The organism is Pseudomonadota bacterium (genome assembly GCA_013285445.1).
Taxonomy (GTDB): Bacteria; Pseudomonadota; Gammaproteobacteria; order Xanthomonadales; family Wenzhouxiangellaceae; genus Wenzhouxiangella.
Genome location: CP053448.1, coordinates 699,846 through 723,858 on the forward strand (window position 1 = coordinate 699,846; position 24,013 = coordinate 723,858).

A 24,013-nucleotide genomic window follows, 5' to 3' on the forward strand; every position below is an offset into this window, starting at 1 on the left:
GAGCAATACGCGACCTGCCGACCCGCGCGCCCTGCGGGATCTCGCCGTTGCGGCACTGGAAGACGCCAAGGGGCAGGATATCCAGGTCATCGACCTGGCCGACCGATCCAGTTTCGCCGATTACATGATCATTGTCTCCGGCACCTCGACCCGCCAGGTCAAGGCGATGTCCGATCGTCTGATCGACAACGTCAGGGCCCACGGTATCCGCCCGCTGGGCGTGGAAGGGGCCAGGGAGGCCGAGTGGATTCTGGTCGACCTGGCTGACGTGGTGGTTCATCTGATGTTGCCGCAGACCCGGGCCTTCTACAATCTCGAAAAACTCTGGGCCGCGCCACCAGCGAGCCGCAGCCTTCGGGCGTGAACCTGGTTGTGGCGGCAGTGGGCACGCGCATGCCTGGCTGGATCGAGCAAGGCTGGCGTGAATACGCCCGGCGGATGCCGCCGCATTTGCCGCTCGAGCTGGTCGAGGTTGCGGCGGCGGGCAAGGCTGGCGCCGGCCGGGAGTCGGCACTGGAAGCCGAACGGCTGACCCAAAAGCTGCCTGAGCGGGCCCGTATCGTCATGCTGGAGATCAATGCCCGGCCCTGGTCGACCGAGACCCTGGCCTCACGGCTGGAACACTGGCAGTTCCAGGGCGATCCGGTCTGGTTGCTGATCGGCGGCGCCGGAGGGCTCGACGAGCAGCTGCTGGAGCGGGCCGACGAGTGCTGGTCGCTGGGTCCGGCCACCTTGCCGCACATGCTCGTGCGCGTGATCGTGGCCGAACAGCTCTATCGCGCATCGACCATCCTGTCCGGTCATCCCTATCATCGGGTCTGATCGGCAGAAAGAGGCGCCCGCTTGCGGCGGCCCGGAGAACAGCTGGCAGATGAACCAATCCCCGTCCCTGATTCTGGCCTCTGCCTCGCCACGCCGGCACCAGCTGCTGTCGCTGCTCGGCGTGGTATTCGAGACCGATCCGGCAACCATCGATGAGTCGGTCGATCACCGCGAGCACGCCGACGACTATGTGCGTCGCATGGCCAACAGCAAGGCCCGGATGGTTTTCGCCCGCCAGCGTCCGTGCCCGGTGCTGGCTGCCGACACTGCAGTGGTGATTGATGGCAGGGTTCTGGGCAAGCCGGCCGATCCCGCCAGCGCCCGGGCGATGCTCGGGCAGCTATCCGGCCGCAGTCACGAGGTGCTTTCGGCGGTGGCGCTGATCGATCGTGACGGCGCCGTGCGCGACGAGCTTAGCTCGACCCGGGTCACCCTGGCGCCCCTGCCGGAGCGCTGGATTGAGCAGTACGTGGCCACCGGCGAGTCGTTCGACAAGGCCGGCGGTTACGGCATCCAGGGGCAGGCCGGCGCCTGGGTCAGCCGGCTCGAAGGCAGCTATACCGGGGTAGTCGGTTTGCCGCTGTATGAAACTGGCGTTCTGCTGCGACAGGTCGGGCTGTGGCGCGGTGCTATGCTTTGACCGTTTGCGGTTCCTGACGATGAGTGCAGCGTGAGCGACGAGATCCTGATCAACATCTCTCCAACCGAAAGGCGGGTTGCCGTAGTCGAGAACGGACTGCTGCAGGAGCTGTATCTCGAGCGCAGCGGAGAGTCCAGCTACGTCGGCAACATCTACCTGGGGCGGGTCGAACGGGTGCTTCCGGGCATGCAGGCGGCTTTTGTCCATATCGGACTGGAGCGTACGGCCTTTCTGCATGCCGCCGATGTGGTGCCCAGACGAGCGGATATCGACGAGGACGGGGAGCCGGCTGCGATACCACCGATTACCGAGCTGCTGCGGCAGGGACAGGACGTTCTGGTGCAAGTCATCAAGGATCCGCTCGGCAGCAAGGGCGCCCGCCTGACCACTCAGCTTAGCATTCCCTCGCGTTATCTGGTGCTCTTGCCGGGTGTGCCCAGTCTGGGGGTATCGGTACGCATTGAAGCGACTGAAGAGCGCGAGCGACTGCGCACGGACCTGATCGACCTGGTTGGAGCCGACTCGACTGACGGCTTCATTGTTCGCACCAATGCCGAAGGCGTCGACCGCGCGGCGCTGGAACAGGACCTGGCCTACCTGCGTCGGCTCTGGCCGCGCATCGAGTCGGAGGCCGGCAAGGCCGAGACCGGCCAATGCATCTACGAAGACCTCTCGCTGCCGTATCGGTCGCTGCGAGACCTGATGCACGGCGGCATCGAAAAGGTGCGGATCGATGACCGCGAGAGCTGGCAACGGTCGCTGCAGTTTGCGCGCGAATTCTTCGAGGAATGGGTCGAACGGATCGAGTATTACGACGGCGACGGTCCGCTGTTCGACCTGTACGGGGTCGAGGCCGAGATCGATCGCGCACTGCAGCGCACGACTCCGCTGAAATCCGGAGGACACCTGACCATTGACCAGACCGAAGCGATGACCACTGTCGACGTCAATACCGGTGCCTATCTGGGCTATCGCAACCTCGAGGAAACCATCTACAAGACCAACCTCGAAGCGGCGCAGGCCATCGCGCGCCAGCTGCGGCTGCGCAATCTCGGTGGCATCATCATCATCGATTTCATCGACATGAGCGAGGCCAATCATAAACGTCAGGTGCTGCGCACGCTACAGCGGGCGCTGGCCCGGGATCATGCGCGTACGACCCTGTCCGCGATATCGGATCTGGGCCTGGTCGAGATGACCCGCAAGCGCACCACCGAGAGCCTGGAGCACCGGTTGTGTCAGCCCTGTCCGCACTGCGACGGACGCGGTCGCATCAAGAGCGTCGACACCGTGTGTTCCGAGGTGTTTCGCGAGATCCTGCGTGCGGTGCGGCAGTTCGAAACCGGGCAGTTGCGGGTCATGGCCAGTCCGGCCGTGGTCGATCGCATGCTTGAGGAACATCATCGTTCCATCGCAGAGCTGACCGAGCAACTTGGCACCAGTATTTGCTTCCAGCCCGAAGAGCATTACGGGCAGGAACAGTTTGACGTGGTCTTGCTTTGAGCCGCGAGGCAAGCGCCAGACCCGGCCTGCTGCGGAGATGCGTCGGACACTGCCGTCGCGTGGCGGTCACCCTGATCGCTGGCCTGATCATCGTGACGGCCATCATTGTCGGTATCGGCCGCCTGCTGATTCCGCACGCCGACCATGCCCGACCCTGGCTCGAGCGTTACCTGACTGCCAGCATCGGTCAGCCGGTGACCATTGGTGCGATCGAGGCCAGCTGGCCGCGCCTGACTCCAAGCGTTTCGCTGGCCGATATTCGTGTCGGCCCGACCGACACCAGGCTGGCGACGGTCTCACGGGCTCGCGTCGAGCTGCATTTGCCTCATCTTTTCCGCCTTGATCGCAATCCGTTCCGGCTGGTCGTGCTGGGTCTGGACCTGGCCCTGGCGCAGGGTGACGACGGGCGCTGGGGCATGCGGCTGGAGCAGGGCGCTGAAATGGGGGATGACTGGGCCGAACGTTCCCTGGCCGGCGATCTGACGATTCGCGATGCAACCGTGCGAATCGCGCCCCGGGGTCTCGACCCGATTGCACTGCGACTGGACGAGGGGCTGATCCGGCGCCGCGGCAGCCAAACCGACCTGGCCGCCCAGCTGTCCATGCCCGGCGCCGATTCGGCGCGGGTCGATCTGCGCTTGCGGGCCGACCGCGGCCCGGACAAGGCGGTATCGCTTCGGGCCTGGGCGGACGGCCGCGGACTGCCGCTGGAACGCCTGTCCGGCCTGACCGGGGTCGGCATCAATGCGCCGGGCGAGACGCTCGAGCTGGAGGCGTGGTTCGAGTGGTCGCGGCAGCAGGGTCTGATGCTGGACCTGGACTTTGCCGTCGACACGCTCGGCGGCCGGCGCGCCGACGGTCGCTTGATGGCCGCGCGCCAGGGCGCAAGAACCGATCTGGAGCTGGTCGCGCTGCAGGTGGATGGTGAAACGATCCTGCACGGCGTTGCAGCGGCGCGCCAGGACGATCAATGGGCCGTGGCGGCAGACTGGTTGTCGCTGGCCGGTGTGCACGGGCTGCTCGACCCGTACCTGGGCGCGATGTTTGAGCACTGGCCGCAGACGCTGGCCGGTTCGGTCGAGGATCTGCGCGCGCACGGTGACGACAGCGCCAGCCTGCACCGTCTGAGCGGACGGATCGGTGCGCTGTCGGTCGAGCCAGGCGGTGCCGGGCCGGCCGTCGCCGGAATCGACCTCGAACTGGGCTTGAGCGGCGATCGTGCGGCTATCGATCTGAGTGGCGCGCCGCAGGGCGACTGGCCCCGGATGATTCGCAGCCCGGTCTCGCTCCAGTCAATCAGGGGGCGCGTGACCGTTTCGCCGCAGGCCATTGAGATGAACAACCTGCGCATAGGTCACGAATACGCCGACGGTCGTGCTCACGGCTGGGTCTGGCTCGGCGGCGAACGGGCGTTTCTCGATTTTCACGTGGTCGCCGACCGCATCGAAGAGGTCGATCCGCGGCCGTTCCTGCCGCATGGCCGTATTCCTCCGCGCACCATGGACTGGCTGGACCAGGCACTGGTTTACGTGGGCAGCGCCAGCGGTGGACTCAATTATCACGTTCGACTGGGCCGCAAATTCCGGCGCTGGCATGCTGGCGACTTTCAGGCCTGGGTGGAGTTCGCCGACGCCGATCTGGATTACTGGCCGCAGTGGCCTGCGGGGCGCGAGCTGGACGGCCGTGTCGAATTCATCGGCCGACGCATGGTCGGTCGCGTCGATCGCGGCCACTTTGGCGAACTCGAGCTGGCGGCCAATCCCCTGGTCATTCCGGATATGAGTGCGCCCGAGCTGTCGTTCCTGGTGCTGGCCGATAGCGTCGAGGCCAGTGCCGTTCATCGCCTGGTCGCTTCGTTTCCCCTGCCCGCCTGGTCCGGCGTGCTCGCGCCGATGCAGTGGCAGGGACCGGTCTCGATTTCCGCCGAGGTCAACCTGCCCTTGCGCCGCATCGCCGACTGGTCGCTGGACGGAGAGGTCAGTCTCGAGGGTGTCGATTTTCGCCTGCCGCAGGCCGGCATCGGTCTGTCCTCGATTCATGGCACGTCGTTTTTCGACCGCCTTGGAATCTCGCCCTGCGTGCTGTATCTGGGTGCCGGTGAGTCGCGGGCGACTTTGGAATTGGTGACCGATTTCAGGCCGCCAGCCCGCATGCGCCTGGCCGGTCAACTGCATCCGGCCGACATGCTGTTGCCCGGTTCGGGGCTGGTTGAGCTCAGCAATGCCCTGACCGGATCGGCATACTGGGAGGTGGACCTCAGGAGCCAGGAGGCGGACGGCGTCCTGGTCGAGGTCGACAGCGATCTGAACGGGCTGGCCATCACGCTGCCGCCGCCGCTGGAGAAGAAGGCTGACCGGAGCCGGCCGCTGTCGCTGAGACTCCAGCTGGGTGATCGCGCCCTGGATGTGGTCGGCCAGCTTGGTGAGGTGATTGGGGTACGGGCGCGTCGGCAGGCGCAGCAGTGGGCGATCGCAGCGGGGATCAATCAGGCGCCGCCAGCCGTGCCCGAAGGGCCGGGACTGAGCGTTGGCGGTCGCGTCGACAGTCTGGATCTGGGCCGCTGGAGCGCCGCTTTGCGGCATTTCGACGGGAACGACTGGTCGACCGGCGGCGAGATCGCGGGTCGCGTTGACCTGAGCGTCGATCGGTTGCTGTTCGGCGAAGTCGCGCTCGATGGGATCGATGTATCGCTGGAGCGGCAGCCGCAGGACTGGGTGATGGAACTCGATGGTCGCTCGATCGCCGGGCAGGTGCGATTGCCGCATCCAATCGACTCGGGCCGGGTCGTGGTGGCCGATTTCGAGCGGCTGCACCTGCATGAGATCATCGGTGAGACCGCGCCGGCCAGTCTCGATGAGCAGCCGGTGCCCTCCCAGACCAGCATCATGCGGCCAGGCGGCATTCCCCCCCTTCATCTGCTGATCGAGGATCTCAGCTATCGCGACCTGCCGCTTGGCCGAACCCGGGTGGAAACACACCCGCGCGAAGATGGCATGGAAATCGAGCACATCAAGGTCGAGGGAGAGGTCATCACGCTCGACGGCAGCGGACACTGGGTCGAGTCCGAGGAGGGGGTGACGACGCGCTTTCAGGGGCGGCTGATGACCGCCGACTTGTCAATGCTGTTGCGCGCCTTCGAGTTCGATTCCGGGGTAAGCGCCACCCAGACCCAGGTTGACATCGACGGACAATGGCCCGGAGCGCCCGGCGATTTTTCACTGGCCCGAACCACCGGACAGCTGCAGGTCAGCATGCGCGACGGACTGATCCCCGAAGCGCGCCCCGGCGCCGGGCGTCTGCTGGGTCTGGTCAGCCTCAGCACCATTCCGCGGCGGCTGCTGCTCGACTTTCGCGATGTGTTCGCGCAGGGCCTGAAGTACGACCGGATCGAAGGGCGGTTCGATCTGGTCGGCGGACTGGCGCAAACCGACGACCTGGTCATCGAGTCACCGGCAGCACGGATCTCGGTCAGCGGCCAGACGGATATGGCAGCTCGCACCTACAATCAGCAGCTTGTGGTTGAGCCGGGCGTCGGTGGCGTCCTGCCCATCATTGGCGGACTGGCCGGCGGTCCGGCCGGTGCTGCCGCCGGGTTGGTGCTGCGCACGCTGTTCGACCGACCGCTGCGCGGCATCAGCCAGGCGCGCTACACGGTCACCGGGCCCTGGGAGAATCCGACCGTTGCGCTGGTCGAAGCGCGAGTCGAGGATGAAGCCGGCCAGTCCGAGGTCGTTGTGCCTGGCGACAACCCGGATTGAATCAGGGCGCCAGCGACCGGATATTCTCCCTTCAAACGCAGCGAAAGCGATATGTTCAAGCAAGTACAAGATCGCCTGCTGGCTCCGGCCGGTGTCGGCGAGCAGGAACTGGCGCTGGCGCTCGGGCGCCTGTACGCATCGAGTATCGACTTCGGAGAGCTGTACTTCCAGCGCCGTGTAACCGAGAGCTGGGTGCTCGAGGACGGCAGCGTCAAGAGCGGCAGCTTCGATGCGGATCAGGGGGTGGGTGTTCGAGCAGTGGCTGGTGCGGGTAGCGGTTTTGCCTATGCCGACTCGATGGCGCTGCCCGCGCTGCTGGATGCTGCGGCCAGCGCGCGTTCAATTGCCCGCAGCGGCGGCAGCGGTGCGGTGCGTGTCGGTCAGGCGAATGCGGTTCCGACACGCTACCGCAGCGGCGATCCGACCAGCGCCGGGACAGCCAATGATCGGGTTGAGCTGTTGCGCACCGTCGATGCCTACGTGCGCTCGCTCGATGAGCGAATCAGCCAGGTCAGCGTCAATCTGGCGACCAGCCATGAGTTGATCCTGGTGGCGGACACCGACGGTCTGCTGGCGGCCGATATGCGGCCGCTGGTTCGGCTCGATGTACGGGTGCTCATGGAAGAGGATGACCGACGCGAACAGGGCTTGGCCGGCGGCGGTGGTCGCTGGACCTTCGATGCGCTCACCGATCCCGGCTTCTGGCAGCGGCACGCACGCGAGGCGGTGCGCATCGCTGCGGTCAATCTGGGCGCCGGTCCGGCACCGGCCGGCTATATGACGGTGGTGCTCGGGCCGGGCTGGCCGGGCGTGCTGCTGCATGAAGCGATCGGGCACGGACTGGAGGGTGATTTCAACCGCAAAGGTGTCTCTGCATTTGCCCGGCGCATGGGTGAACAGGTGGCCACCCCGGCATGCACCGTGGTGGATGACGGAACGCTGGCCGACCGTCGCGGCTCGCTGACGATTGACGACGAAGGCACGCCGGCCTCATGTACCACACTGATCGAGAACGGTCGTCTGGTCGGCTACATGCAGGATCGTCTCAATGCGCGCCTGACGGGTGCACAGCCAACCGGCAACGGCCGGCGCGAGTCGTTCGCGCATTTGCCCATGCCGCGCATGACCAATACCTACATGCTGCCAGGCCCGCACGATCCCGGCGAGATCATCGAATCGGTCGATGACGGGATCTATGCGGTCGGCTTCAACGGCGGTCAGGTTGACATCACGTCGGGCAAGTTCGTGTTTGCCGCCTCCGAGGCTTATCGCGTGCGCAACGGCAAGCTCGGCCCGGCGATCCGGGGTGCGACCCTGATCGGCAACGGTCCGGATGTGCTGACCCGGGTCGGCATGGTCGGCAAGGATCTCGAGCTCGACGCGGGAATCGGCGTATGCGGCAAGGAAGGGCAGAGCGTGCCGGTCGGCGTCGGTCAGCCGACGCTGAGAATTGACGGTCTGACCGTGGGTGGAACGCATGAATGACCTGACTTCCAGCCGGCTGACGGCCATCATCGACAATCCGGACCGCGAGGCCGACCTGCTTGCCGGCATTGCCCGGCAGGCACTTGATCGTGCCCGCGCCGGCGGTGCCGAACAGGCTGAAGTGCACGTGAGCTCGGCCCTGGGTCGCGAAGCCGCGGTTCGGCTGGGGGAGATCGAAACCCTCGAAGAGGCGCGTGATCGACAGCTGCAGGTGACCGTTTATCGTGCCCGCTGCAGCGCCAGCGCGGCGACCGGTGATCTGCGTCCGGAGACGGTTGCAGAAACCGTCGAACGGGCGCTGGCCATCGCGCGGCATACCCAGCCTGACCGGGCCGCGGGACTGGCCGATGCCCATCGCATGGCCGACGGTTTTGATGAACTTGATCTGTGGCATCCGCGCGATATCGCCCTTGACGAACTGGTCGAACGGGCACGGGCCATGGAGAGCGCCGGGCGCGCCACCGATCAACGCATCGAAAACTCCGAGGGTGCCGGGGTATCGATCGAGGCCAGTGTCGCGGTCTACGCCAACAGCCATGGTTTCCTGGGCGTCTCGCGCGCGACCAGCTATTCGCAGAGCTGCGTGCTGGTGGCGGCTGACGCATCCGGCATGCAGCGCGACTACGACTGGGACAGCGCCTGCTGCTTCGATGATCTGGCTAGCCCGGAGGCCACCGGACAGAGTGCAGCGCGACGAACGCTGCGCCGCCTGGGTGCCCGGCGGGTCAGCACCGGACGCAGCCCGGTCCTGTTTGTCCCGGAGGTCGCCAGCGGGTTGCTCGGCCATCTGGTATCGGCGGTCTCCGGCGGCAACCTCTACCGTCGCAGCAGCTATCTGATCGACGCCGCAGGCCAGTCGATCCTGCCAGACTGGGCTTCGCTGGTCGAGCAGCCGCGGCTGCCGCGCGCGGCGCGTTCGGCCAACTTCGACGCCGAGGGGGTCGCCACGCAAACCTCGCCATTGGTCAAGCACGGTGTTCTGGAACGCTACGTGCTTGGCAGCTACTCGGCGCGCCGCCTCGGACTGGAGACCACCGCGAATGCCGGCGGTGTGCGCAATCTCGTCCTGTTTGGCGCTCGGCACGACTTCAGCGAGCTGCTGCAGACGATGGGCCGCGGTGTCGTGGTGACCGAAGTCATGGGCCAGGGCGTCAATATTGTCACCGGCGACTATTCGCGCGGCGCTGCCGGTTTTCGCGTCGAGGGCGGCGCGCTGGCCGAGCCGGTCGAGGAAATCACGATCGCCGGCAATCTGCGCGACATGCTGGCCGGGCTGGTTGCGGCCGGTACCGATGTCGATACCCGCCGCAATATCCGTACCGGCTCGCTGCTGGTCGGCGAGATGACCGTGGCGGGCCAGGAGGACGGGTAGACAGCCCGCCCCTGCGTCGCACCTGCCGGCGCAGCATTGGGTGGGGCCTTCAGTGCTTCAGCATCCAATAGGTCGTCGGGTCCGCCACCTGCCGGGCGGGACAGGCGATTGATGCGCTTCCGCGCCGTTATTGGCCGTCCTGGCGGATGCCCTCGACCGACAGGATGATTTCGACCTGTCGGGCGTCGGGGCCGAGATCGTAGTCAATGCCGAAATCGGACAGAGTCAGTGTGGTATGTCCCTCGAAACCGCGCCGGAAGCCGCCCCAGGGGTCTTGACCGGCGCCGACCTGCTGCACATCGACCGTAACCGAGCGGGTTTGCCCGAGCAGCGTGAAGTCACCGGTCATGCGGTAGCGGTCCTCGCCCAGCGGCTCGAATGAGGTCGATCGGAATTGGGCTTCGGGATAGGATTTCACGGCCAGGAAATCATCATTGCGCAGGTGCTCGTCGCGCCGGTCATGGTTGCTGTCGATGCTGGCGGTCTGGATGGTCACGTTCACCGAGGAGCGTGCCGGATCGTTTGGATCAAACGTGAATTCGCCTTCGAAGTCATTGAACCGCCCGTGCAGCCAGGAAAAGCCCAGATGCGAGATCTTGAACTGGATGAAGGCGTGGCTGCCGCGGGTATCGATCAGGTAACGCTCCCCGGCCTGCGCCGAGCCGATCAATACCAATGCGACGATGATTGACGAGAAAATCCGGATCATGGCGGGGTACTCTGTTGGTCAGTCAGGCTAGAAGGGTAACGCGGTCTGCGCCAATGCGGTGTCAGCGCCGCAGGCGGGAACGGCCGGACCGGCACCCGGCCGCACCGGATGCCATCTGATGCGGCAGTTTGCGCGAGGACTGGCGCCAATCCCGGCAGCGGCGCCGTTGATTGTTGCCGGGTTCGTTGACGTTCGGATTGTCCTGTCAGCCGGCGGATTTGCGAAAATCTTAACCTTGGGCCGCAAAACATTTAGAATCTGCCTCCCCTGGATACACCTTTCGGTGACTTCAATGCGCACCAAGCTGATCGCCGGCAACTGGAAGATGCACGGCAGCAAGCCGGAAATTCGCAGCCTGATTGGCGGCATACTGGCCCGTCTCGATCCCGGACGATCGGCCGAGGTGATGGTGCTGCCGCCGTTTCCGTATCTGCCGCTGGTCGACTCGCTGACCGACACCACGCCGGTCTGTCTCGGCGCTCAGGATCTCAGCCCGCACGCCAGCGGCGCCTACACCGGGGATGTCTCCGGCCGGATGCTGGCCGACTGGAACTGCACCCACGTGCTGGTCGGGCACTCCGAGCGTCGAGGGGTGCACGGCGAGAGTGACGCGCTGGTCGCGGCGAAGTTCGTGGCCGCCCAGAACGCGGGGCTGCAGCCGATCCTGTGCGTGGGCGAGGCCCTTGAGGAGCGCGACGCCGGCTGCACGCAGGAGGTGGTTGGCCGCCAGCTTGCCGCGGTCATCGAGCTGGCCGGCATTGGCGCGTTTTCGCGGGCCGTCGTGGCTTACGAGCCGGTGTGGGCCATCGGCACGGGTCAGACGGCAACCCCGGCTCAGGCCCAGGAGGTGCACGCCGCCATCCGGACCCAGCTGGCTGCCGCAGATGCTACAATAGCCGGCCGAGTCAGGATCCTGTATGGCGGCAGCGTCAAGCCCGACAACGCTGCCGATCTGTTTGCCTGTGACGATATCGATGGCGGCCTGATCGGTGGCGCCTCGCTTCAGGCCGAATCATTCATGGCCATTTACCAGGCAGCCTGACTGTCAATTCATCCAGGGTTACGAGATTCATGTATACGGTTTTGATAGTTTTTCACGTGTTACTGGCCGCGGCACTGATCGCGGTCGTGCTCGTCCAGCGCGGGCCAGGTGCCACTATGGGTGCAGCGTTCGGTTCCGGCGCGTCGGGGACCGTATTCGGTTCGCGCGGGGCGACCGGCTTCTTGACGCAGTTGACCAGCTGGCTTGGCGTTGCCTTCTTCGTTATCAGCCTGTCGATGGCCGTGATTGCGGCCCGATCCGGTGGAGTTGCTGAACAGGCCGACGACCTTGGCGTGGCGGCCCAGCTGGGCGCCAGCGGGCAGGAAGTACCGGCCAGCGAGGAAGCGGGCGGCGATGCCGCTGCAGACGATGAGTTTCTGGAACTTCCGGTCGAAGGCGAGGAGACCGAAGACGACGGTGAAGCCAGCGCAGACGATGAGTTTTCTGATCTGCCGGTCGAGGGCGAGGAGGCCGAAGACCGACAGGAACCGCCGGTTGACTGATGTCAAAAAGCAGACCAGCCGGTCAAGCGACAATGCCGAAGTGGTGGAATTGGTAGACACGCTGTCTTGAGGGGGCAGTGGCCTTGCGGCCGTGCCGGTTCGAGTCCGGCCTTCGGCACCATCTTGTAGCGCCCTCGCACCGTCACCGGCGCGTCGGCAAGAACCAACGCACAGGCAGGTTGGACGGATGTTCGCGGACTATTTTTCCATTTTGCTGTTTCTGGTGATTGCGCTGGGCATGGGCGCGGCGCTGCTGCTGGTCGGCGGCATTCTTGGCCCGCGTCGGCCGTCCAGCGAGAAGCTTTCGCCCTATGAATGCGGCTTCGAGGCGTTCGAGGACTCGCGCATGAAGTTCGACGTGCGCTTCTATCTGGTCGCCATCCTGTTTATCATTTTTGATCTGGAAATCGCTTTTCTCTTTCCCTGGGCGGTCGCGCTCGATGCTGTCGGCATGACCGGCCTGGTGGCGATGGGTGTGTTCCTGCTGATTCTGGTCATTGGTTTTGTCTACGAGTGGAAAAAGGGAGCACTGGAATGGGAATAAGCGAGATCATGCACAACCCGGTTCCCGAGAGCCAGGTTGACGATATCCTGCGCCCGGGGGGCGACAATCCGCTGCTCAGTAGGGGGTTTGTCACGACCAGTGCCGATGCCCTGATCAACTGGGCGCGAACCGGCTCGATGTGGCCGGTGACCTTCGGGCTGGCCTGCTGCGCGGTGGAAATGATGCATGCCGCCGCTTCGCGCTATGACCTTGATCGTTTCGGCATGATCTTCCGCCCCAGCCCGCGCCAGTCCGACGTGATGATTGTTGCCGGCACGCTGGTCAACAAGATGGCTCCGGCACTCAGAAAGGTCTACGACCAGATGCCCGATCCGAAATGGGTCATCTCGATGGGCTCGTGCTCCAACGGCGGCGGCTACTACCACTATTCCTATGCCGTCACCCGAGGCTGCGACCGTATCGTGCCGGTCGATATCTACGTGCCGGGCTGCCCGCCGACCGCCGAGGCGCTGGTCTACGGCGTACTGCAGCTCTACAAGAAGATCCGTCGGACCAACACGATCGCCCGCTCATGACTCAGTTTTCCGCCCGCAACCAGGCCCTGGCCCAGTCGCTGACTGATGTGCTCGGCGAGCGCATCGCCTCGTTGACCGAACATCGCGGCCAGCTGACCGTCGAGATCCCGCGCGATCACTGGCTTGATGCTGCCTATCTGCTGCGAGACGAACCGGCGCTTGCTTTTGGCCAGCTGACCGACCTGTGTGGCATCGACTATCTCGGTTATGGCGACGATGAGTGGGAGACGGCCGAAGCGACCGGCACCGGTTTTTCGCGCGCGGCCGACGCCCTCGGTCCCGGACGCTTCTCCTGGGAGGAGCGGCCCGAGGCCGGCGAGATCCGTAATCGCTTCGCGGTTGTTGTTCACCTGTTGTCGCATGGGCATAACCGTCGACTGCGCCTGCGCTGCTTTGCGCCCGACAACAGCCTGCCAGTGCTGCCGTCGTTAATTGAGGTCTGGAACTCGGTCAACTGGTACGAGCGGGAAGCCTTCGACCTGTTCGGCATCGTTTTCGAGGGGCATCCGGATCTCAGGCGCATCATGACCGACTACGGCTTCATCGGCCATCCATTTCGCAAGGACTTCCCGCTGATCGGCAACGTGACCGTGCGCTATGACGAGGACAAGGGCCGCGTGATCTACGAGCCGGTCGAGATTGAGCCGCGCGTGACCGTGGCCCGCGTGGTGCGTCGCGACAGCCGCTATGTCGACAAGAAGCTGGAAGGAACGCGCTGATGAGCGAGATCCGCAATTTCACCATCAATTTCGGGCCGCAGCACCCGGCCGCCCACGGCGTGCTGAGACTCATTCTGGAGCTTGACGGCGAGACGGTGGTGCGCGCCGATCCCCACGTCGGTTTGCTGCACCGCGCCACCGAAAAACTCGCCGAGTCCAAGCCATATAACCACTCGATCGGCTACATGGACCGGCTCGACTACGTCTCGATGATGTGCAACGAGCACGCTTATGTGCGTGCCATCGAGATCCTGCTCGACATTGAACCGCCGGCCCGTGCGCAGTGGATTCGCACGATGTTCGACGAGATAACGCGCATTCTCAATCATCTGATGTGGGTCGCCTCGAATGCGCTTGATCTCGGCGCCATGGCGGTCTTTCTCTACGCTTTCCGCGAGCGCGAAAACCTGATGGACGTCTACGAGGCCGTCTCGGGTACGCGCATGCACGCCACCTACTACCGCCCGGGTGGCGTCTACCGCGACCTGCCCGACGAGATGCCGAAGGTGGCCGAATCACCCTGGCGCAAGGGCAAGGACCTCAAGCGCATGAACGAGTGGCGCGAGGGCTCGCTGCTCGACTTCATCGAGGCCTTCACCGATGACTTCTTCGATCGTGTCGATGACTACGAGACGCTGCTGACCGATAACCGCATCTGGAAGCAGCGCACGGTCGGGATCGGCGCGGTCAGCCCGGATCGCGCGCTGCAGCTGGGTTTCACCGGACCGATGCTCCGGGGCTGCGGGGTCGAGTGGGATCTGCGCAAGAAACAGCCCTATGCCAGGTACCGTGAGGTCGATTTCGACATCCCGGTGGGCACCAATGGCGACTGCTACGACCGCTACCTGGTGCGCGTCGAGGAAATGCGCCAGTCGGCGAGGATCATCAAGCAGTGCGTCGCCTGGCTGCGCGCCAATCCCGGGCCGGTCATCGTGCGCAACTTCAAGGTTGCGCCGCCGACGCGCGAAGAAATGAAAGACGACATGGAAGCCCTCATACATCATTTCAAGTTGTTCACCGAGGGTTACTGCGTGCCCGAAGGCGAAACCTACGCCGCGGTCGAGGCACCCAAGGGTGAATTCGGCTGCTACCTGGTGTCCGACGGCGCCAACAAGCCGTTTCGCGTTCATCTGCGTGCGCCCGGCTACGCCCATCTCTCGTCGATGCACGAGATGGCGAAGGGTCACATGCTGCCCGATATTGCAGCACTGATCGCGACCCAGGACATTGTCTTTGGAGAAATCGACCGATGACGGGAATTCGCTTCAGAACTGCTGCGCGAACGCCAGGCGGCGTCCGGCGGTGCTCGGAATCCTCATGTACCCATCCAAGTACACGCGCAACGGCTGCAACCTGGCGCTTCTTGCGCTTGGCGCAAGTCGCACCAGGTATTCCGCCTGCGCTGCGGTTCCTGCGCTCCGGCGGCCACCACCTGGCGTCCGCTCGCTACGTTGTGAAGCGAATTCCTTCAATGGATGGAATTGGAGTTTTCCATGCAGGGCACTGAATCTCCTGTGCACGGCAAGGCCGAGCTGCTCAGCGAGGACACACGTCGCGAGATCGACCACTGGCGGGCCAAGTTTCCGGAAGGCATCGAGGGTCGCCGCTCGGCCATCATCCAGTCTCTGGTTGCAGTCCAGCACCAGAACCGTGGCTGGGTCAGCAGCAATCTGATGGACGCCGTGGCCGAGTATCTCGATGTGCCGCCGGTCTGGGTCTACGAGGTGGCGACGTTCTACTCGATGATCGAGACCGAGCCGGTCGGCCGGCATTCGATCTCGATCTGCACCAACATCTCGTGCATGCTCTGCGGCTCCGACAAGATCGTCGAGCACGTCGAGAACAAGCTGGGCACGCGAATCGGTGAAACCACGCCGGACGGGCGCTTCTTCCTCAAGCGCGAGGAAGAGTGCCTGGCCGCCTGCACGGGCGCGCCAATGATGATCGTCGACGGCCACTACCACGAGAAGCTCACGCCCGAGAAGGTCGACGAGATTCTCGACGGGCTGGAGTGATTGATCATGGCCGAACACAACATCTGCTTCACGCATCTCGACGAGGGGAGCTGCTGGTCGCTTGAGGCTTACCGCAGGATTGGCGGCTGGCAGGCCTGGGAAAAGATTCTCGAACAGAAGACGCCCCGGGAGGACATCATCGAGACGGTCAAGAAGTCGGCGCTGCGCGGGCGCGGTGGCGCCGGTTTTCCGACCGGTCTGAAATGGTCGTTCATGCCGCGCTCGGCGCCGGGCCAGAAGTACCTGGTGTGCAACTCCGACGAGTCAGAGCCGGGTACCTGTCACGACCGCGATATCCTGCGCTACAACCCGCATGCGGTGCTCGAGGGGATGGCAATTGCCGCCTATTCGATGGGCGCGACGGTGGCCTTCAACTATCTGCGTGGCGAGTTCCACCACGAGCCATTCGAGCGTGTGGAAGCGGCCCTCAAGGAAGCCCGTGATGCCGGTTATCTGGGCAAGGATATCTCGGGTTCGGGGATCGATATGGAGATCCACAACCTGCTGGGTGCCGGCGCCTACATCTGCGGCGAGGAAACCGCGCTGATGGAATCGATCGAGGGCAAGAAGGGCTGGCCGCGTTTCAAGCCACCGTTTCCGGCCAATTTCGGTGTCTACGGCAAGCCGACGACGATCAACAACACTGAAACCCTGGCCTCGGTGCCCATCATCATGCGCAACGGCGCTGACTGGTTTCTGGAGCTGGGCAAGCCCAATAACGGTGGTTCCAAGATCTTTTCGGTCTCCGGCCACGTCAACAGGCCGGGCAACTACGAGATTCCGCTGGGCACGCCATTTGCCGAGTTGCTGGAGATGGCCGGCGGGGTGCGCGACGGCAACCGGCTCAAGGGCGTGATCCCGGGCGGCTCGTCGATGCCGGTACTGCCCGCCGACGTGATGATGGACCTGACCATGGATTACGACTCGATCCAGAAGGCCGGCTCCGGTCTGGGATCGGGCGCGGTCATTGTCATGGACGAGAAGACCTGCATGGTCGAGGCCTCGCGCCGTATTTCGCGATTCTATTACGCTGAATCCTGCGGCCAGTGCACGCCGTGTCGCGAAGGTACCGGCTGGATGCACCGCATGCAGCATCGCATCATGGCCGGGCAGGGCCGTATGGAAGATCTCGATACCCTGCTGTCGGTCACCACGCAGATCGAGGGTCACACGATCTGTGCGTTCGGTGAGGCGGCGGCCTGGCCGGTGCAGGGATTTCTCAAGCACTTCCGCGAGGAGTTCGAGTATTACGTGAAGCACGGGCGTTCGATGGTGGCCGACAAGATTGGAGAGGCCGCATGACGGTCGCGACGCTGCGGGAGTCGGGATTCAGAGACCAGGGGTCAGCAACCCCTTGGGCACCTGTCTTCCCGACCCTGACCCTGAATCCTGACCACTGACTGATCATGGCTACAGCACAAGAAAATCAGACCGACACCGTCACCATCGAGGTCGACGGTCACGAGCTGACCGCCCGCAAGGGCGAGATGATCATCCAGGTGACCGACCGGGCCGGGATCGACATTCCCCGTTTCTGCTACCACCACAAGCTGTCGATCGCGGCCAGCTGTCGGATGTGTCTGGTCGACGTTGAGAAGGCGCCCAAGCCACTTCCGGCCTGCGCCACGCCGGTGGCTGACGGCATGAAGGTATTCACTGAATCGCGCCGCAGCGTTGACGCGCAGCGTGGCGTGATGGAGTTCCTGCTGATCAACCATCCGCTTGACTGCCCGATCTGCGATCAGGGCGGTGAATGCGAGCTGCAGGATCTGGCCATGGGCTACGGCCGGTCCGTATCACGCTTTACCGAGCGCAAACGGGTGGTGCGCGACAAGGATGTCGGACCGCTGATCGAGACGGACATGACGCGCTGCATTCACTGCACGCGCTGCACGCGCTTTCTGGCCGAAATCGCCGGAACTGCCGAGCTGGGCAGCATGAATCGTGGCGAGCACCACGAGATCAGCACCTTTATCGAACGCAGTATTGACTCGGAGCTGTCGGGCAATATCATCGACCTGTGTCCGGTCGGCGCCCTGACCAACAAACCGTTCCGGCACACGGCCAGACCCTGGGAAATGCGTGCCCGGCCATACGTCGGCACGCACGACTGTCTCGGGTCGCACCTGTTCTATCACACCCGGGGCGGGAGAATCATGCGCGCGGTTCCGCGCGACAACGAGGCGGTCAACGAGTGCTGGCTGGCCGATCGCGACCGCTACAGCCACTTTGGCCTGCAGGCCGGTGATCGGCTGACGGCCCCACAGATCAAGGTCGACGGACAGTGGCGCGAGGTTGACTGGGACGAGGCGCTCAAGATCGCCGCCCGGGCACTGAAAGGGGCGGTCGAAACACACGGTGCCGGAGAGCTCGGGGTGCTGATTTCGCCGCGTGCCACGGTCGAGGAGCACTACCTGGCCGCAAGCCTGACACGTGGACTGGGCAGTGAGAGCATCGATCACCGGCTGCGTCTGCTCGATTTCTCGCATCCACAGGCCGGCCGTGGGCGGCTCGATATCCCGATTGCAGGAATCGCCGCGTGCGACGCGATCTTTCTGGTCGGCAGCAATATCCGCCACGAACAGCCGATTCTGGGGCATCGTGTCCGCACGGCCTGGCGAAACAACGGCGCGAAGATCGCTGACCTCAACAGCATGGCCTGGGATTGCCATTTCGATCTGACCGAGCGACTGATTGTCCCGCCACAGGCGATGGTGGATACCCTGGCCCGGGTCGCCAGGTCCGCCGCTGAACTGGCCGGGATCGATCTTCCCGAGGGTCGGCTGGGCGCGTATATCGGCCAGCGCCAGACCGATGACAGCACCCGACAGGTCGCATCACTGCTCAGGGAGTCTGCATCCGGCGCAGTGTTGCTGGGCGACCAGGCGCTCAACCATCCTGAGGCGGGCTGGCTGCGTGACCTGGCCGAATGGCTGGCCGAAGCGCTGGAAGTGGCCCTCGTGGTGTTACCCGGTCCGGCCAACAGCGAGGGTGCCTGGGTGGCCGGCAGCGTGCCGGGCCCCGGCGGCCTGCATGCCCGCGGAATGCTGGACAAGGGGCGCCAGGCCTATTTGCTTTGGGATGTCGAACCGGACTTTGACCTGGCCGACCCGGCCGGCGCGCGCCGGGCGCTTGAGATGGCATCCTCGGTCGTCGCAGCTGCGGTCTTCGACAACGCCGTGTTGCGGGCAACGGCCGATGTCCTGTTGCCGCTCTCGCCGGTACCGGAATCCGACGGCAGCTGGATCAATGCCGATGGTCACCGCACGGACCTGCGGGCGGTCGGCAAGGCGCCGGGCCAGGCCCGGCCGGGCTGGAAGATCCTGCGTATGCTGGGCGCACTGTCGCAGATCGAAGGCTTCGATTTTGCCCGCCTGGATGAGGTCACCGGCCAGGCCCTTTCGCGCGAGGTGGCCGACCAGCCCTCCAACGCGTTGAGCGAGCCGGTTCAGGCGACGGGCGAGACACTGTGGCGAACCGGCGAGGTCCCCCGTATGCCGGCGACAGCCTGCTGCGCCGGGCGCCGGCGCTGCAGCAGACCAGTCAGGCGGCAGCAACCGTGGTTGCCGTTCACTCTGCAACTGCCGAGCGCCATGGTCTCAGCGGCGCCGAGCGCGTTCGCGTCATTCAGAACGGCGCCAGTGCCGAGCTGGCGCTGGTCATCGACGACCGGGTGGCGCCTGGCGCGGTTGGCCTGCCGGTGGCCACCGCCGCGGTTGCCGAGCTGGGCCCCGGTGGCGGCGAGATTCGCCTGGAGGTGCCGGAATGATGGAGCAGCTGACCACGCTGATGTGGACCTGGGTCAAGATCATGGCGATCCTGTTCCCGCTCATCATCGCGGTGGCCTACTACACCTATTTCGAGCGCAAGGTGCTCGGCTACATGCATTCGCGTCGCGGGCCAAACCGGATCGGTCCGCTCGGCCTGCTGCAGCCGTTTGCCGACACCTTCAAGATGCTGTTCAAGGAGTTGATCATTCCGACCAACTCCAGCAAGTTCCTGTTCCTGCTCGCACCCGTGCTGTCGCTGGGTCCGGCGCTGGCGGCCTGGGCGGTCGTTCCCTTCGACGACTGGCTCGTGCTGGCCGATATCGATGCCGGGCTGCTGCTGGTGCTGGCGCTGACCTCGATGGGTGTCTATGGCATTCTGCTCGGTGGCTGGGCGTCGAATTCCAAGTATGCGTTGCTTGGCGGGCTGCGTGCCGCGGCCCAGACGGTGTCCTACGAAATCGCCATGGGCTTTGCCCTGGTCGGCGTGATCGTGCTGGCCGGCACACTCAACCTGACCGCCATTGTCGAGGCCCAGAGCGGCAGCATCCTGACCTGGTACTGGTTGCCGCTGCTGCCGCTGTTCGTGATCTATTTCGTCTCCGGCGTGGCTGAAACCAATCGCCTGCCGTTCGATGTGGCCGAGGGTGAGTCGGAGATCGTTGCCGGGTTTCATGTGGAGTACTCCGGTGCCGGCTTCGCCGTGTTCTTCCTGGCCGAATACGCCAACATGATTCTGGTCTCGGCGCTTGCGTCGCTGCTGTTCATGGGCGGCTGGCTGTCCCCGTTCGCAGGCATTCCGGTGGTGGGTGACACGCTGCTCGGCGAAGGCGGTGTCCACTGGTTCCTGGCCAAGACCGTGGTTTTCTGCTTCCTGTTTTTGTGGTTCCGGGCGACGTTTCCGCGCTATCGATATGATCAGATCATGCGGTTGGGGTGGAAGGTGTTCATTCCGATCACCATCGTCTGGATCATGGTCGCAGGTGTGTTCCGTGTGCTGGGCTGGTTCGGAGGCTGATCGAGGTATCTATGCAAGCTCTCGTCCGCTATTTCAGGTCGCTGATGTTGCTGGAGTTCTTCCAGGGCATGGCATTGACATGGCGCTTCGGCCTCGCACCGAAGACTACGCTCAACTACCCGGAAGAAAAAACACCGAAGTCGCCACGCTTCCGCGGACTGCATGCCCTCAGGCGCTATCCCAACGGGGAGGAACGCTGCATTGCCTGCAAGCTGTGTGAGGCGGTCTGCCCGGCGCTGGCCATTACCATCGAGTCGCACAACCGCGAAGACAACACGCGCCGAACGACCCGCTATGACATCGACCTGTTCAAGTGCATCTATTGCGGCTTCTGCGAGGAGAGTTGTCCCGTCGATTCAATCGTGTTGACTGACATCAGCGACTACCACATGGAAGACAAGTCCGAAAAAGTGGTTGACAAGCAGCAGCTGCTGGCCATTGGCGATCGCTACGAGAAAAGCATTGCCGCCAACCGCGAACGCGACGCGCGCTATCGCTAGGGGTCAGAACGCCATGCCAATCATCGAAATCGTCTTCTACCTGTTCAGCGCCATCCTCGTGCTGTCAGCGCTCAGTGTCATCACCGTCGGCAACCCGATTCACGCCGTACTGTTTCTCGTGCTCAGTTTCTTTTCCGCCGCCTGCATCTGGATGCTGCTGCAGGCAGAGTTTCTCGCCATCACGCTGGTGCTGGTCTACGTCGGCGCGGTGATGGTGCTGTTTCTGTTCGTGGTAATGATGCTTGACGTCAATGTCACCCCGCTCAAGGAAGGTTTTGCCCGCTATCTGCCGGCTGGTGTGCTGGTCGCCCTGGCGATGGCCATCCAGCTGTTCCTGCTGATCTGGACACGGGGCATGGAATCGGTACCGATGCCGGAGGCCAAGGGCGAGGGTTACAGCAACACCCGCGAGCTGGGCGAACTGCTCTACACCGACTATCTCTACGCCTTCGAGGTTGCCGCCGTTCTGCTGCTTGTCGCGATCATTGCCGCGATTGCGCTGACGCACCGGCGCCGGCCCGAGGCGAAATACCAGGATCCCGGCCGTCAGGTCCGCGTCAAGCGTGACGAGCGGCTGCGCGTGGTGAAGATGGAAAGTGAAGGGGAGGAGGCCTGATGTTGACGCTGGCTCACTTCCTGACCCTGGGTGCGGTCCTGTTCTGCATTGCTGTCGCGGGTATCTTTCTCAACCGCAAGAACGTGCTGATTCTGCTGATGTGTATCGAGCTGATGCTGTTGGCGGTCAATATGAATTTCGTTGCCTTTTCGCGCTTTCTCGACGTGCTCGATGGCCAGGTGTTCGTTTTCTTCATTTTGACCGTGGCCGCCGCAGAGGCCGCCATCGGGCTGGCGCTGCTGGTGGTGCTGTTCCGTAACCGCCGCTCGATCAGCGTCGAAGACATTGCCGACCTGAAGGGTTGATTCTTTGAAACCGCGAATAAACGCGGATTAACGCAGATAAAGGAAAGTACAAGCGCATGAAACCCGGACTGCCAGCGATATTCGATGCCGCTTACGACGGGTTGAGTGGGGATCGCTGTCAACTCGCGATCTGCGCTGATCTGGGTTCATCTGCGGTTCTATAACAAGGGTCCAAGTTGTCGTGAATATCGAGACCGTACTGCTGTTGATACCGCTGCTGCCGCTACTCGGCAGTGTCGTGGCGGGCCTGCTGCGTCACCAGGTGGGCCGGGCCGGTGCCCACTGGATCACGATTCTGGCCGTCGCCGGATCGGCCGCCCTGTCGGCCTACGTGGCATGGCAGGTGTTCTTCAATGGCCTGCCCACGCTGGATTACACCGTCTATACCTGGGCCATGGTCGACGGCATACACATCGAAGTCGGTTTCCTGGTTGATCCGCTGACCGCGCTGATGATGACGGTGGTGACCTTCGTGTCATTGATGGTGCATATCTACACCATCGGCTACATGCACGACGACCCCGGCTACCAGCGCTTCTTCGCCTACATCAATCTGTTCACCTTTTCCATGCTGATGCTGGTCATGGCGAACAATTTCATGCAGCTGTTTTTCGGCTGGGAGGCGGTCGGACTGGTTTCCTACCTGTTGATCGGCTTCTGGTTCAAGAAGGATTCGGCGGTCAAGGCCAACCTCAAGGCCTTTTTGGTCAATCGCGTGGGCGATTTTGGCTTTCTGCTTGGCATTGGCGCGATCCTTGCCTATACCGGATCACTTCATTACGCCGAGGTCTTTGCCACCGTGCCGGCGCTGGAGGGCAGAACGATCAGCCTGATCGGTGGCACCGAATGGTCGCTGATGACCGTGATCTGCATCCTGCTGTTCATCGGCGCGATGGGTAAGTCGGCGCAGGTGCCGCTGCACGTCTGGCTGCCCGATTCGATGGAAGGTCCCACGCCGATTTCGGCCCTGATCCACGCCGCCACCATGGTCACGGCCGGAATATTCATGGTCGCGCGCCTGTCGCCGGTATTCGAGACCTCGGATATGGCGCTGAGTTTCATTCTGGTCATCGGTGCCATCACCGCCCTGTTCATGGGCCTGGTCGGGATCGTCCAGAACGACATCAAGCGGGTCGTGGCCTACTCCACCCTGTCCCAGCTCGGCTACATGACCGTGGCGCTTGGCGCCTCGGCCTATTCGGTCGCGATTTTTCATTTGATGACCCACGCGTTCTTCAAGGCGCTTCTGTTCCTGGCCGCCGGCTCGGTCATCATCGCCCTGCACCACAAGCAGGACATGCGCGAGATGGGTGGATTGGGCAAGTACATGCCCGTTACCGCCGTGACGGCCTGGGTCGGGTCGCTGGCTCTGATCGGTTTTCCGTTCTTTTCGGGTTTCTTCTCGAAAGATCTGATCATCGAGGCGGTGCACTACGCTGACCGGCCTGGTGCCGGCTTCGCCTGGTTCGCGGTCATGGCCGGTGTGGTGATTACCGCCCTGTACACGTTCCGCATGCTCTATCTGACCTTTCACGGTCCGACTCGCATGGACGAGGAAACTCGCAGGCATGCACACGAGACGCCGGCTGTGGTCACCGTGCCGCTGATCCTGCTGGCCATTCCGTCGCTGGCGATCGGCTATTTCACGGTCGAGCCGCTGTTGTTTGGTGGCGCCATGGGCGATGCCATATTCGTCAAGGAAGCCAATGATGTCGTCGCCAACAAGCTGGCCGGCAAGTTCGACCATGGCACGCTTGCCTTTGCGCTGCACGGTTTCATGACGCCGGTGTTCTGGCTGGCCATGCTGGGCGTGGCCATTTCGACCTATATCTACCTGTTCAAGCCTGGCCTGGCCGTTACCGTCAAGAAGCGCTTTCATGCCCTCTGGAGAATTCTTGACAACAAGTACGGATTCGACGATCTCTGGCAGAAGGTGTTTGCCGGCGCTGGCCTCGCTGTTGCATCCGGTCTGTCGAAGGGCGGGGACCGTATCGTTATCGATGGTTGGCTGGTCAATGGATCCGCCCGACTGGTCGGGCGCATGTCGGCGGCACTGCGCCACCTGCAGTCCGGCTTCCTGTTTCACTACGCCTTCGTCATGATTATCGCGCTGGTCGCGCTTGTGGCGTCGTTCGTTCTGCTCCGGTAAGGGATTTTTC

22 protein-coding genes, 1 tRNA gene and 1 pseudogene are annotated in these 24,013 nt (G+C 63.7%); 23 read left to right on the top strand and 1 reads right to left on the bottom strand.

All coding sequences use genetic code 11. From position 1 onward, the window contains the following. Positions 1-31 precede the first annotated feature (31 nt). The 7 genes from rsfS to pmbA are packed head-to-tail and all read left to right on the top strand — an operon-like array spanning position 32 to position 9,580. Entirely contained in the window at positions 32-364 is a 333-nt protein-coding gene (gene rsfS / locus HND55_03280; GenBank protein ID QKK03968.1) for a ribosome silencing factor, read from the top strand. Next, positions 361-822, top strand: a complete 462-nt coding sequence (gene rlmH / locus HND55_03285; protein QKK01767.1) for a 23S rRNA (pseudouridine(1915)-N(3))-methyltransferase RlmH — start codon at positions 361-363, stop codon at positions 820-822. Before rsfS ends, rlmH begins: the two co-directional genes overlap by 4 nt. A gap of 49 nt (positions 823-871) precedes the next feature. Next, positions 872-1,462, top strand: coding sequence for a septum formation inhibitor Maf (gene maf / locus HND55_03290; GenBank protein QKK01768.1), 591 nt, complete (start codon positions 872-874; stop codon positions 1,460-1,462). A 30-nt stretch (positions 1,463-1,492) separates the two neighbouring features. After that, positions 1,493-2,965: a ribonuclease G gene (gene rng / locus HND55_03295; protein QKK01769.1), complete on the top strand. Its 1,473-nt coding sequence runs from the start codon at positions 1,493-1,495 to the stop codon at positions 2,963-2,965. A gap of 59 nt (positions 2,966-3,024) precedes the next feature. Next, on the top strand, positions 3,025-6,723 hold the full coding sequence (locus tag HND55_03300) for a TIGR02099 family protein (protein ID QKK01770.1): 3,699 nt from the start codon (positions 3,025-3,027) through the stop codon (positions 6,721-6,723). A 51-nt stretch (positions 6,724-6,774) separates the two neighbouring features. Continuing rightward, complete coding sequence (tldD, locus tag HND55_03305; GenBank protein QKK01771.1) at positions 6,775-8,208, top strand: metalloprotease TldD; 1,434 nt, start codon at positions 6,775-6,777, stop codon at positions 8,206-8,208. Then, complete coding sequence (gene pmbA / locus HND55_03310) at positions 8,201-9,580, top strand: metalloprotease PmbA (GenBank protein QKK01772.1); 1,380 nt, start codon at positions 8,201-8,203, stop codon at positions 9,578-9,580. Before tldD ends, pmbA begins: the two co-directional genes overlap by 8 nt. Before the next feature lie 127 nt (positions 9,581-9,707). Here the strand turns inward: pmbA and HND55_03315 are convergent, their stop codons facing one another. Continuing rightward, positions 9,708-10,289 carry a YceI family protein gene (locus HND55_03315; GenBank protein ID QKK01773.1) on the bottom strand — a complete coding sequence of 194 codons (582 nt, stop codon included), beginning with the start codon at positions 10,287-10,289 and terminating at the stop codon, positions 9,708-9,710. Between the two features lie 292 nt (positions 10,290-10,581). On the opposite strand from HND55_03315, the gene HND55_03320 reads away from it, so the two are divergent. From HND55_03320 to nuoL, 16 genes and pseudogenes are all read left to right on the top strand, one after another. After that, a complete protein-coding gene (locus HND55_03320; GenBank protein QKK01774.1) occupies positions 10,582-11,331 on the top strand; it encodes a triose-phosphate isomerase in 750 nt (249 codons plus the stop codon). A 29-nt stretch (positions 11,332-11,360) separates the two neighbouring features. After that, positions 11,361-11,834, top strand: coding sequence for a preprotein translocase subunit SecG (gene secG, locus HND55_03325; protein ID QKK01775.1), 474 nt, complete (start codon positions 11,361-11,363; stop codon positions 11,832-11,834). 34 nt (positions 11,835-11,868) lie between these two features. Then, positions 11,869-11,955 (top strand) — tRNA-Leu (locus HND55_03330). A 66-nt stretch (positions 11,956-12,021) separates the two neighbouring features. Beyond that, complete coding sequence (locus tag HND55_03335) at positions 12,022-12,378, top strand: NADH-quinone oxidoreductase subunit A (GenBank protein ID QKK01776.1); 357 nt, start codon at positions 12,022-12,024, stop codon at positions 12,376-12,378. Then, entirely contained in the window at positions 12,369-12,914 is a 546-nt protein-coding gene (locus HND55_03340; GenBank protein ID QKK01777.1) for an NADH-quinone oxidoreductase subunit B, read from the top strand. Before HND55_03335 ends, HND55_03340 begins: the two co-directional genes overlap by 10 nt. Beyond that, the gene (locus tag HND55_03345; GenBank protein ID QKK01778.1) at positions 12,911-13,633 is read left to right on the top strand and encodes an NADH-quinone oxidoreductase subunit C; all 723 of its coding nucleotides are present in this window, start codon (positions 12,911-12,913) and stop codon (positions 13,631-13,633) included. Before HND55_03340 ends, HND55_03345 begins: the two co-directional genes overlap by 4 nt. Then, positions 13,633-14,886, top strand: coding sequence for an NADH-quinone oxidoreductase subunit D (locus HND55_03350; protein QKK01779.1), 1,254 nt, complete (start codon positions 13,633-13,635; stop codon positions 14,884-14,886). The genes HND55_03345 and HND55_03350 overlap by 1 nt, the downstream gene beginning before the upstream one ends. A gap of 240 nt (positions 14,887-15,126) precedes the next feature. Next, positions 15,127-15,648, top strand: a complete 522-nt coding sequence (gene nuoE / locus HND55_03355) for an NADH-quinone oxidoreductase subunit NuoE (GenBank protein ID QKK01780.1) — start codon at positions 15,127-15,129, stop codon at positions 15,646-15,648. A gap of 6 nt (positions 15,649-15,654) precedes the next feature. Then, positions 15,655-16,950, top strand: a complete 1,296-nt coding sequence (gene nuoF / locus HND55_03360; GenBank protein ID QKK01781.1) for an NADH-quinone oxidoreductase subunit NuoF — start codon at positions 15,655-15,657, stop codon at positions 16,948-16,950. 104 nt (positions 16,951-17,054) lie between these two features. Further along, positions 17,055-19,139, top strand: a pseudogene (locus HND55_03365) (NADH-quinone oxidoreductase subunit G). Continuing rightward, complete coding sequence (locus tag HND55_03370) at positions 19,118-19,417, top strand: hypothetical protein (GenBank protein ID QKK01782.1); 300 nt, start codon at positions 19,118-19,120, stop codon at positions 19,415-19,417. The pseudogene HND55_03365 and the gene HND55_03370 overlap by 22 nt, the downstream one beginning before the upstream one ends. Then, complete coding sequence (nuoH, locus tag HND55_03375; GenBank protein QKK01783.1) at positions 19,414-20,433, top strand: NADH-quinone oxidoreductase subunit NuoH; 1,020 nt, start codon at positions 19,414-19,416, stop codon at positions 20,431-20,433. Before HND55_03370 ends, nuoH begins: the two co-directional genes overlap by 4 nt. Before the next feature lie 11 nt (positions 20,434-20,444). Further along, positions 20,445-20,933 carry an NADH-quinone oxidoreductase subunit NuoI gene (nuoI, locus tag HND55_03380; protein QKK01784.1) on the top strand — a complete coding sequence of 163 codons (489 nt, stop codon included), beginning with the start codon at positions 20,445-20,447 and terminating at the stop codon, positions 20,931-20,933. A 13-nt stretch (positions 20,934-20,946) separates the two neighbouring features. Continuing rightward, positions 20,947-21,549 carry an NADH-quinone oxidoreductase subunit J gene (locus HND55_03385; GenBank protein QKK01785.1) on the top strand — a complete coding sequence of 201 codons (603 nt, stop codon included), beginning with the start codon at positions 20,947-20,949 and terminating at the stop codon, positions 21,547-21,549. Further along, a complete protein-coding gene (gene nuoK / locus HND55_03390; GenBank protein ID QKK01786.1) occupies positions 21,549-21,854 on the top strand; it encodes an NADH-quinone oxidoreductase subunit NuoK in 306 nt (101 codons plus the stop codon). Before HND55_03385 ends, nuoK begins: the two co-directional genes overlap by 1 nt. A 187-nt stretch (positions 21,855-22,041) precedes the next feature. Next, a complete protein-coding gene (gene nuoL / locus HND55_03395; protein ID QKK03969.1) occupies positions 22,042-24,003 on the top strand; it encodes an NADH-quinone oxidoreductase subunit L in 1,962 nt (653 codons plus the stop codon). Positions 24,004-24,013 lie beyond the last annotated feature (10 nt).

What these genes read in the sequence shown, in the direction of transcription:
- HND55_03335 (QKK01776.1), top strand. Translation starts at nt 12,022, where the DNA reads ATGTTCGCGGACTATTTTTCCATTTTGCTGTTTCTGGTGATTGCGCTG.
- nuoH (QKK01783.1), top strand. Translation starts at nt 19,414, where the DNA reads ATGATGGAGCAGCTGACCACGCTGATGTGGACCTGGGTCAAGATCATG.
- tldD (QKK01771.1), top strand. Translation starts at nt 6,775, where the DNA reads ATGTTCAAGCAAGTACAAGATCGCCTGCTGGCTCCGGCCGGTGTCGGC.
- HND55_03345 (QKK01778.1), top strand. Translation starts at nt 12,911, where the DNA reads ATGACTCAGTTTTCCGCCCGCAACCAGGCCCTGGCCCAGTCGCTGACT.
- nuoI (QKK01784.1), top strand. Translation starts at nt 20,445, where the DNA reads ATGCAAGCTCTCGTCCGCTATTTCAGGTCGCTGATGTTGCTGGAGTTC.
- nuoE (QKK01780.1), top strand. Translation starts at nt 15,127, where the DNA reads ATGCAGGGCACTGAATCTCCTGTGCACGGCAAGGCCGAGCTGCTCAGC.
- maf (QKK01768.1), top strand. Translation starts at nt 872, where the DNA reads ATGAACCAATCCCCGTCCCTGATTCTGGCCTCTGCCTCGCCACGCCGG.
- HND55_03385 (QKK01785.1), top strand. Translation starts at nt 20,947, where the DNA reads ATGCCAATCATCGAAATCGTCTTCTACCTGTTCAGCGCCATCCTCGTG.
- nuoF (QKK01781.1), top strand. Translation starts at nt 15,655, where the DNA reads ATGGCCGAACACAACATCTGCTTCACGCATCTCGACGAGGGGAGCTGC.
- pmbA (QKK01772.1), top strand. Translation starts at nt 8,201, where the DNA reads ATGAATGACCTGACTTCCAGCCGGCTGACGGCCATCATCGACAATCCG.
- HND55_03315 (QKK01773.1), bottom strand. Translation starts at nt 10,289, where the DNA reads ATGATCCGGATTTTCTCGTCAATCATCGTCGCATTGGTATTGATCGGC.
- HND55_03350 (QKK01779.1), top strand. Translation starts at nt 13,633, where the DNA reads ATGAGCGAGATCCGCAATTTCACCATCAATTTCGGGCCGCAGCACCCG.
- HND55_03340 (QKK01777.1), top strand. Translation starts at nt 12,369, where the DNA reads ATGGGAATAAGCGAGATCATGCACAACCCGGTTCCCGAGAGCCAGGTT.
- nuoK (QKK01786.1), top strand. Translation starts at nt 21,549, where the DNA reads ATGTTGACGCTGGCTCACTTCCTGACCCTGGGTGCGGTCCTGTTCTGC.
- secG (QKK01775.1), top strand. Translation starts at nt 11,361, where the DNA reads ATGTATACGGTTTTGATAGTTTTTCACGTGTTACTGGCCGCGGCACTG.
- HND55_03320 (QKK01774.1), top strand. Translation starts at nt 10,582, where the DNA reads ATGCGCACCAAGCTGATCGCCGGCAACTGGAAGATGCACGGCAGCAAG.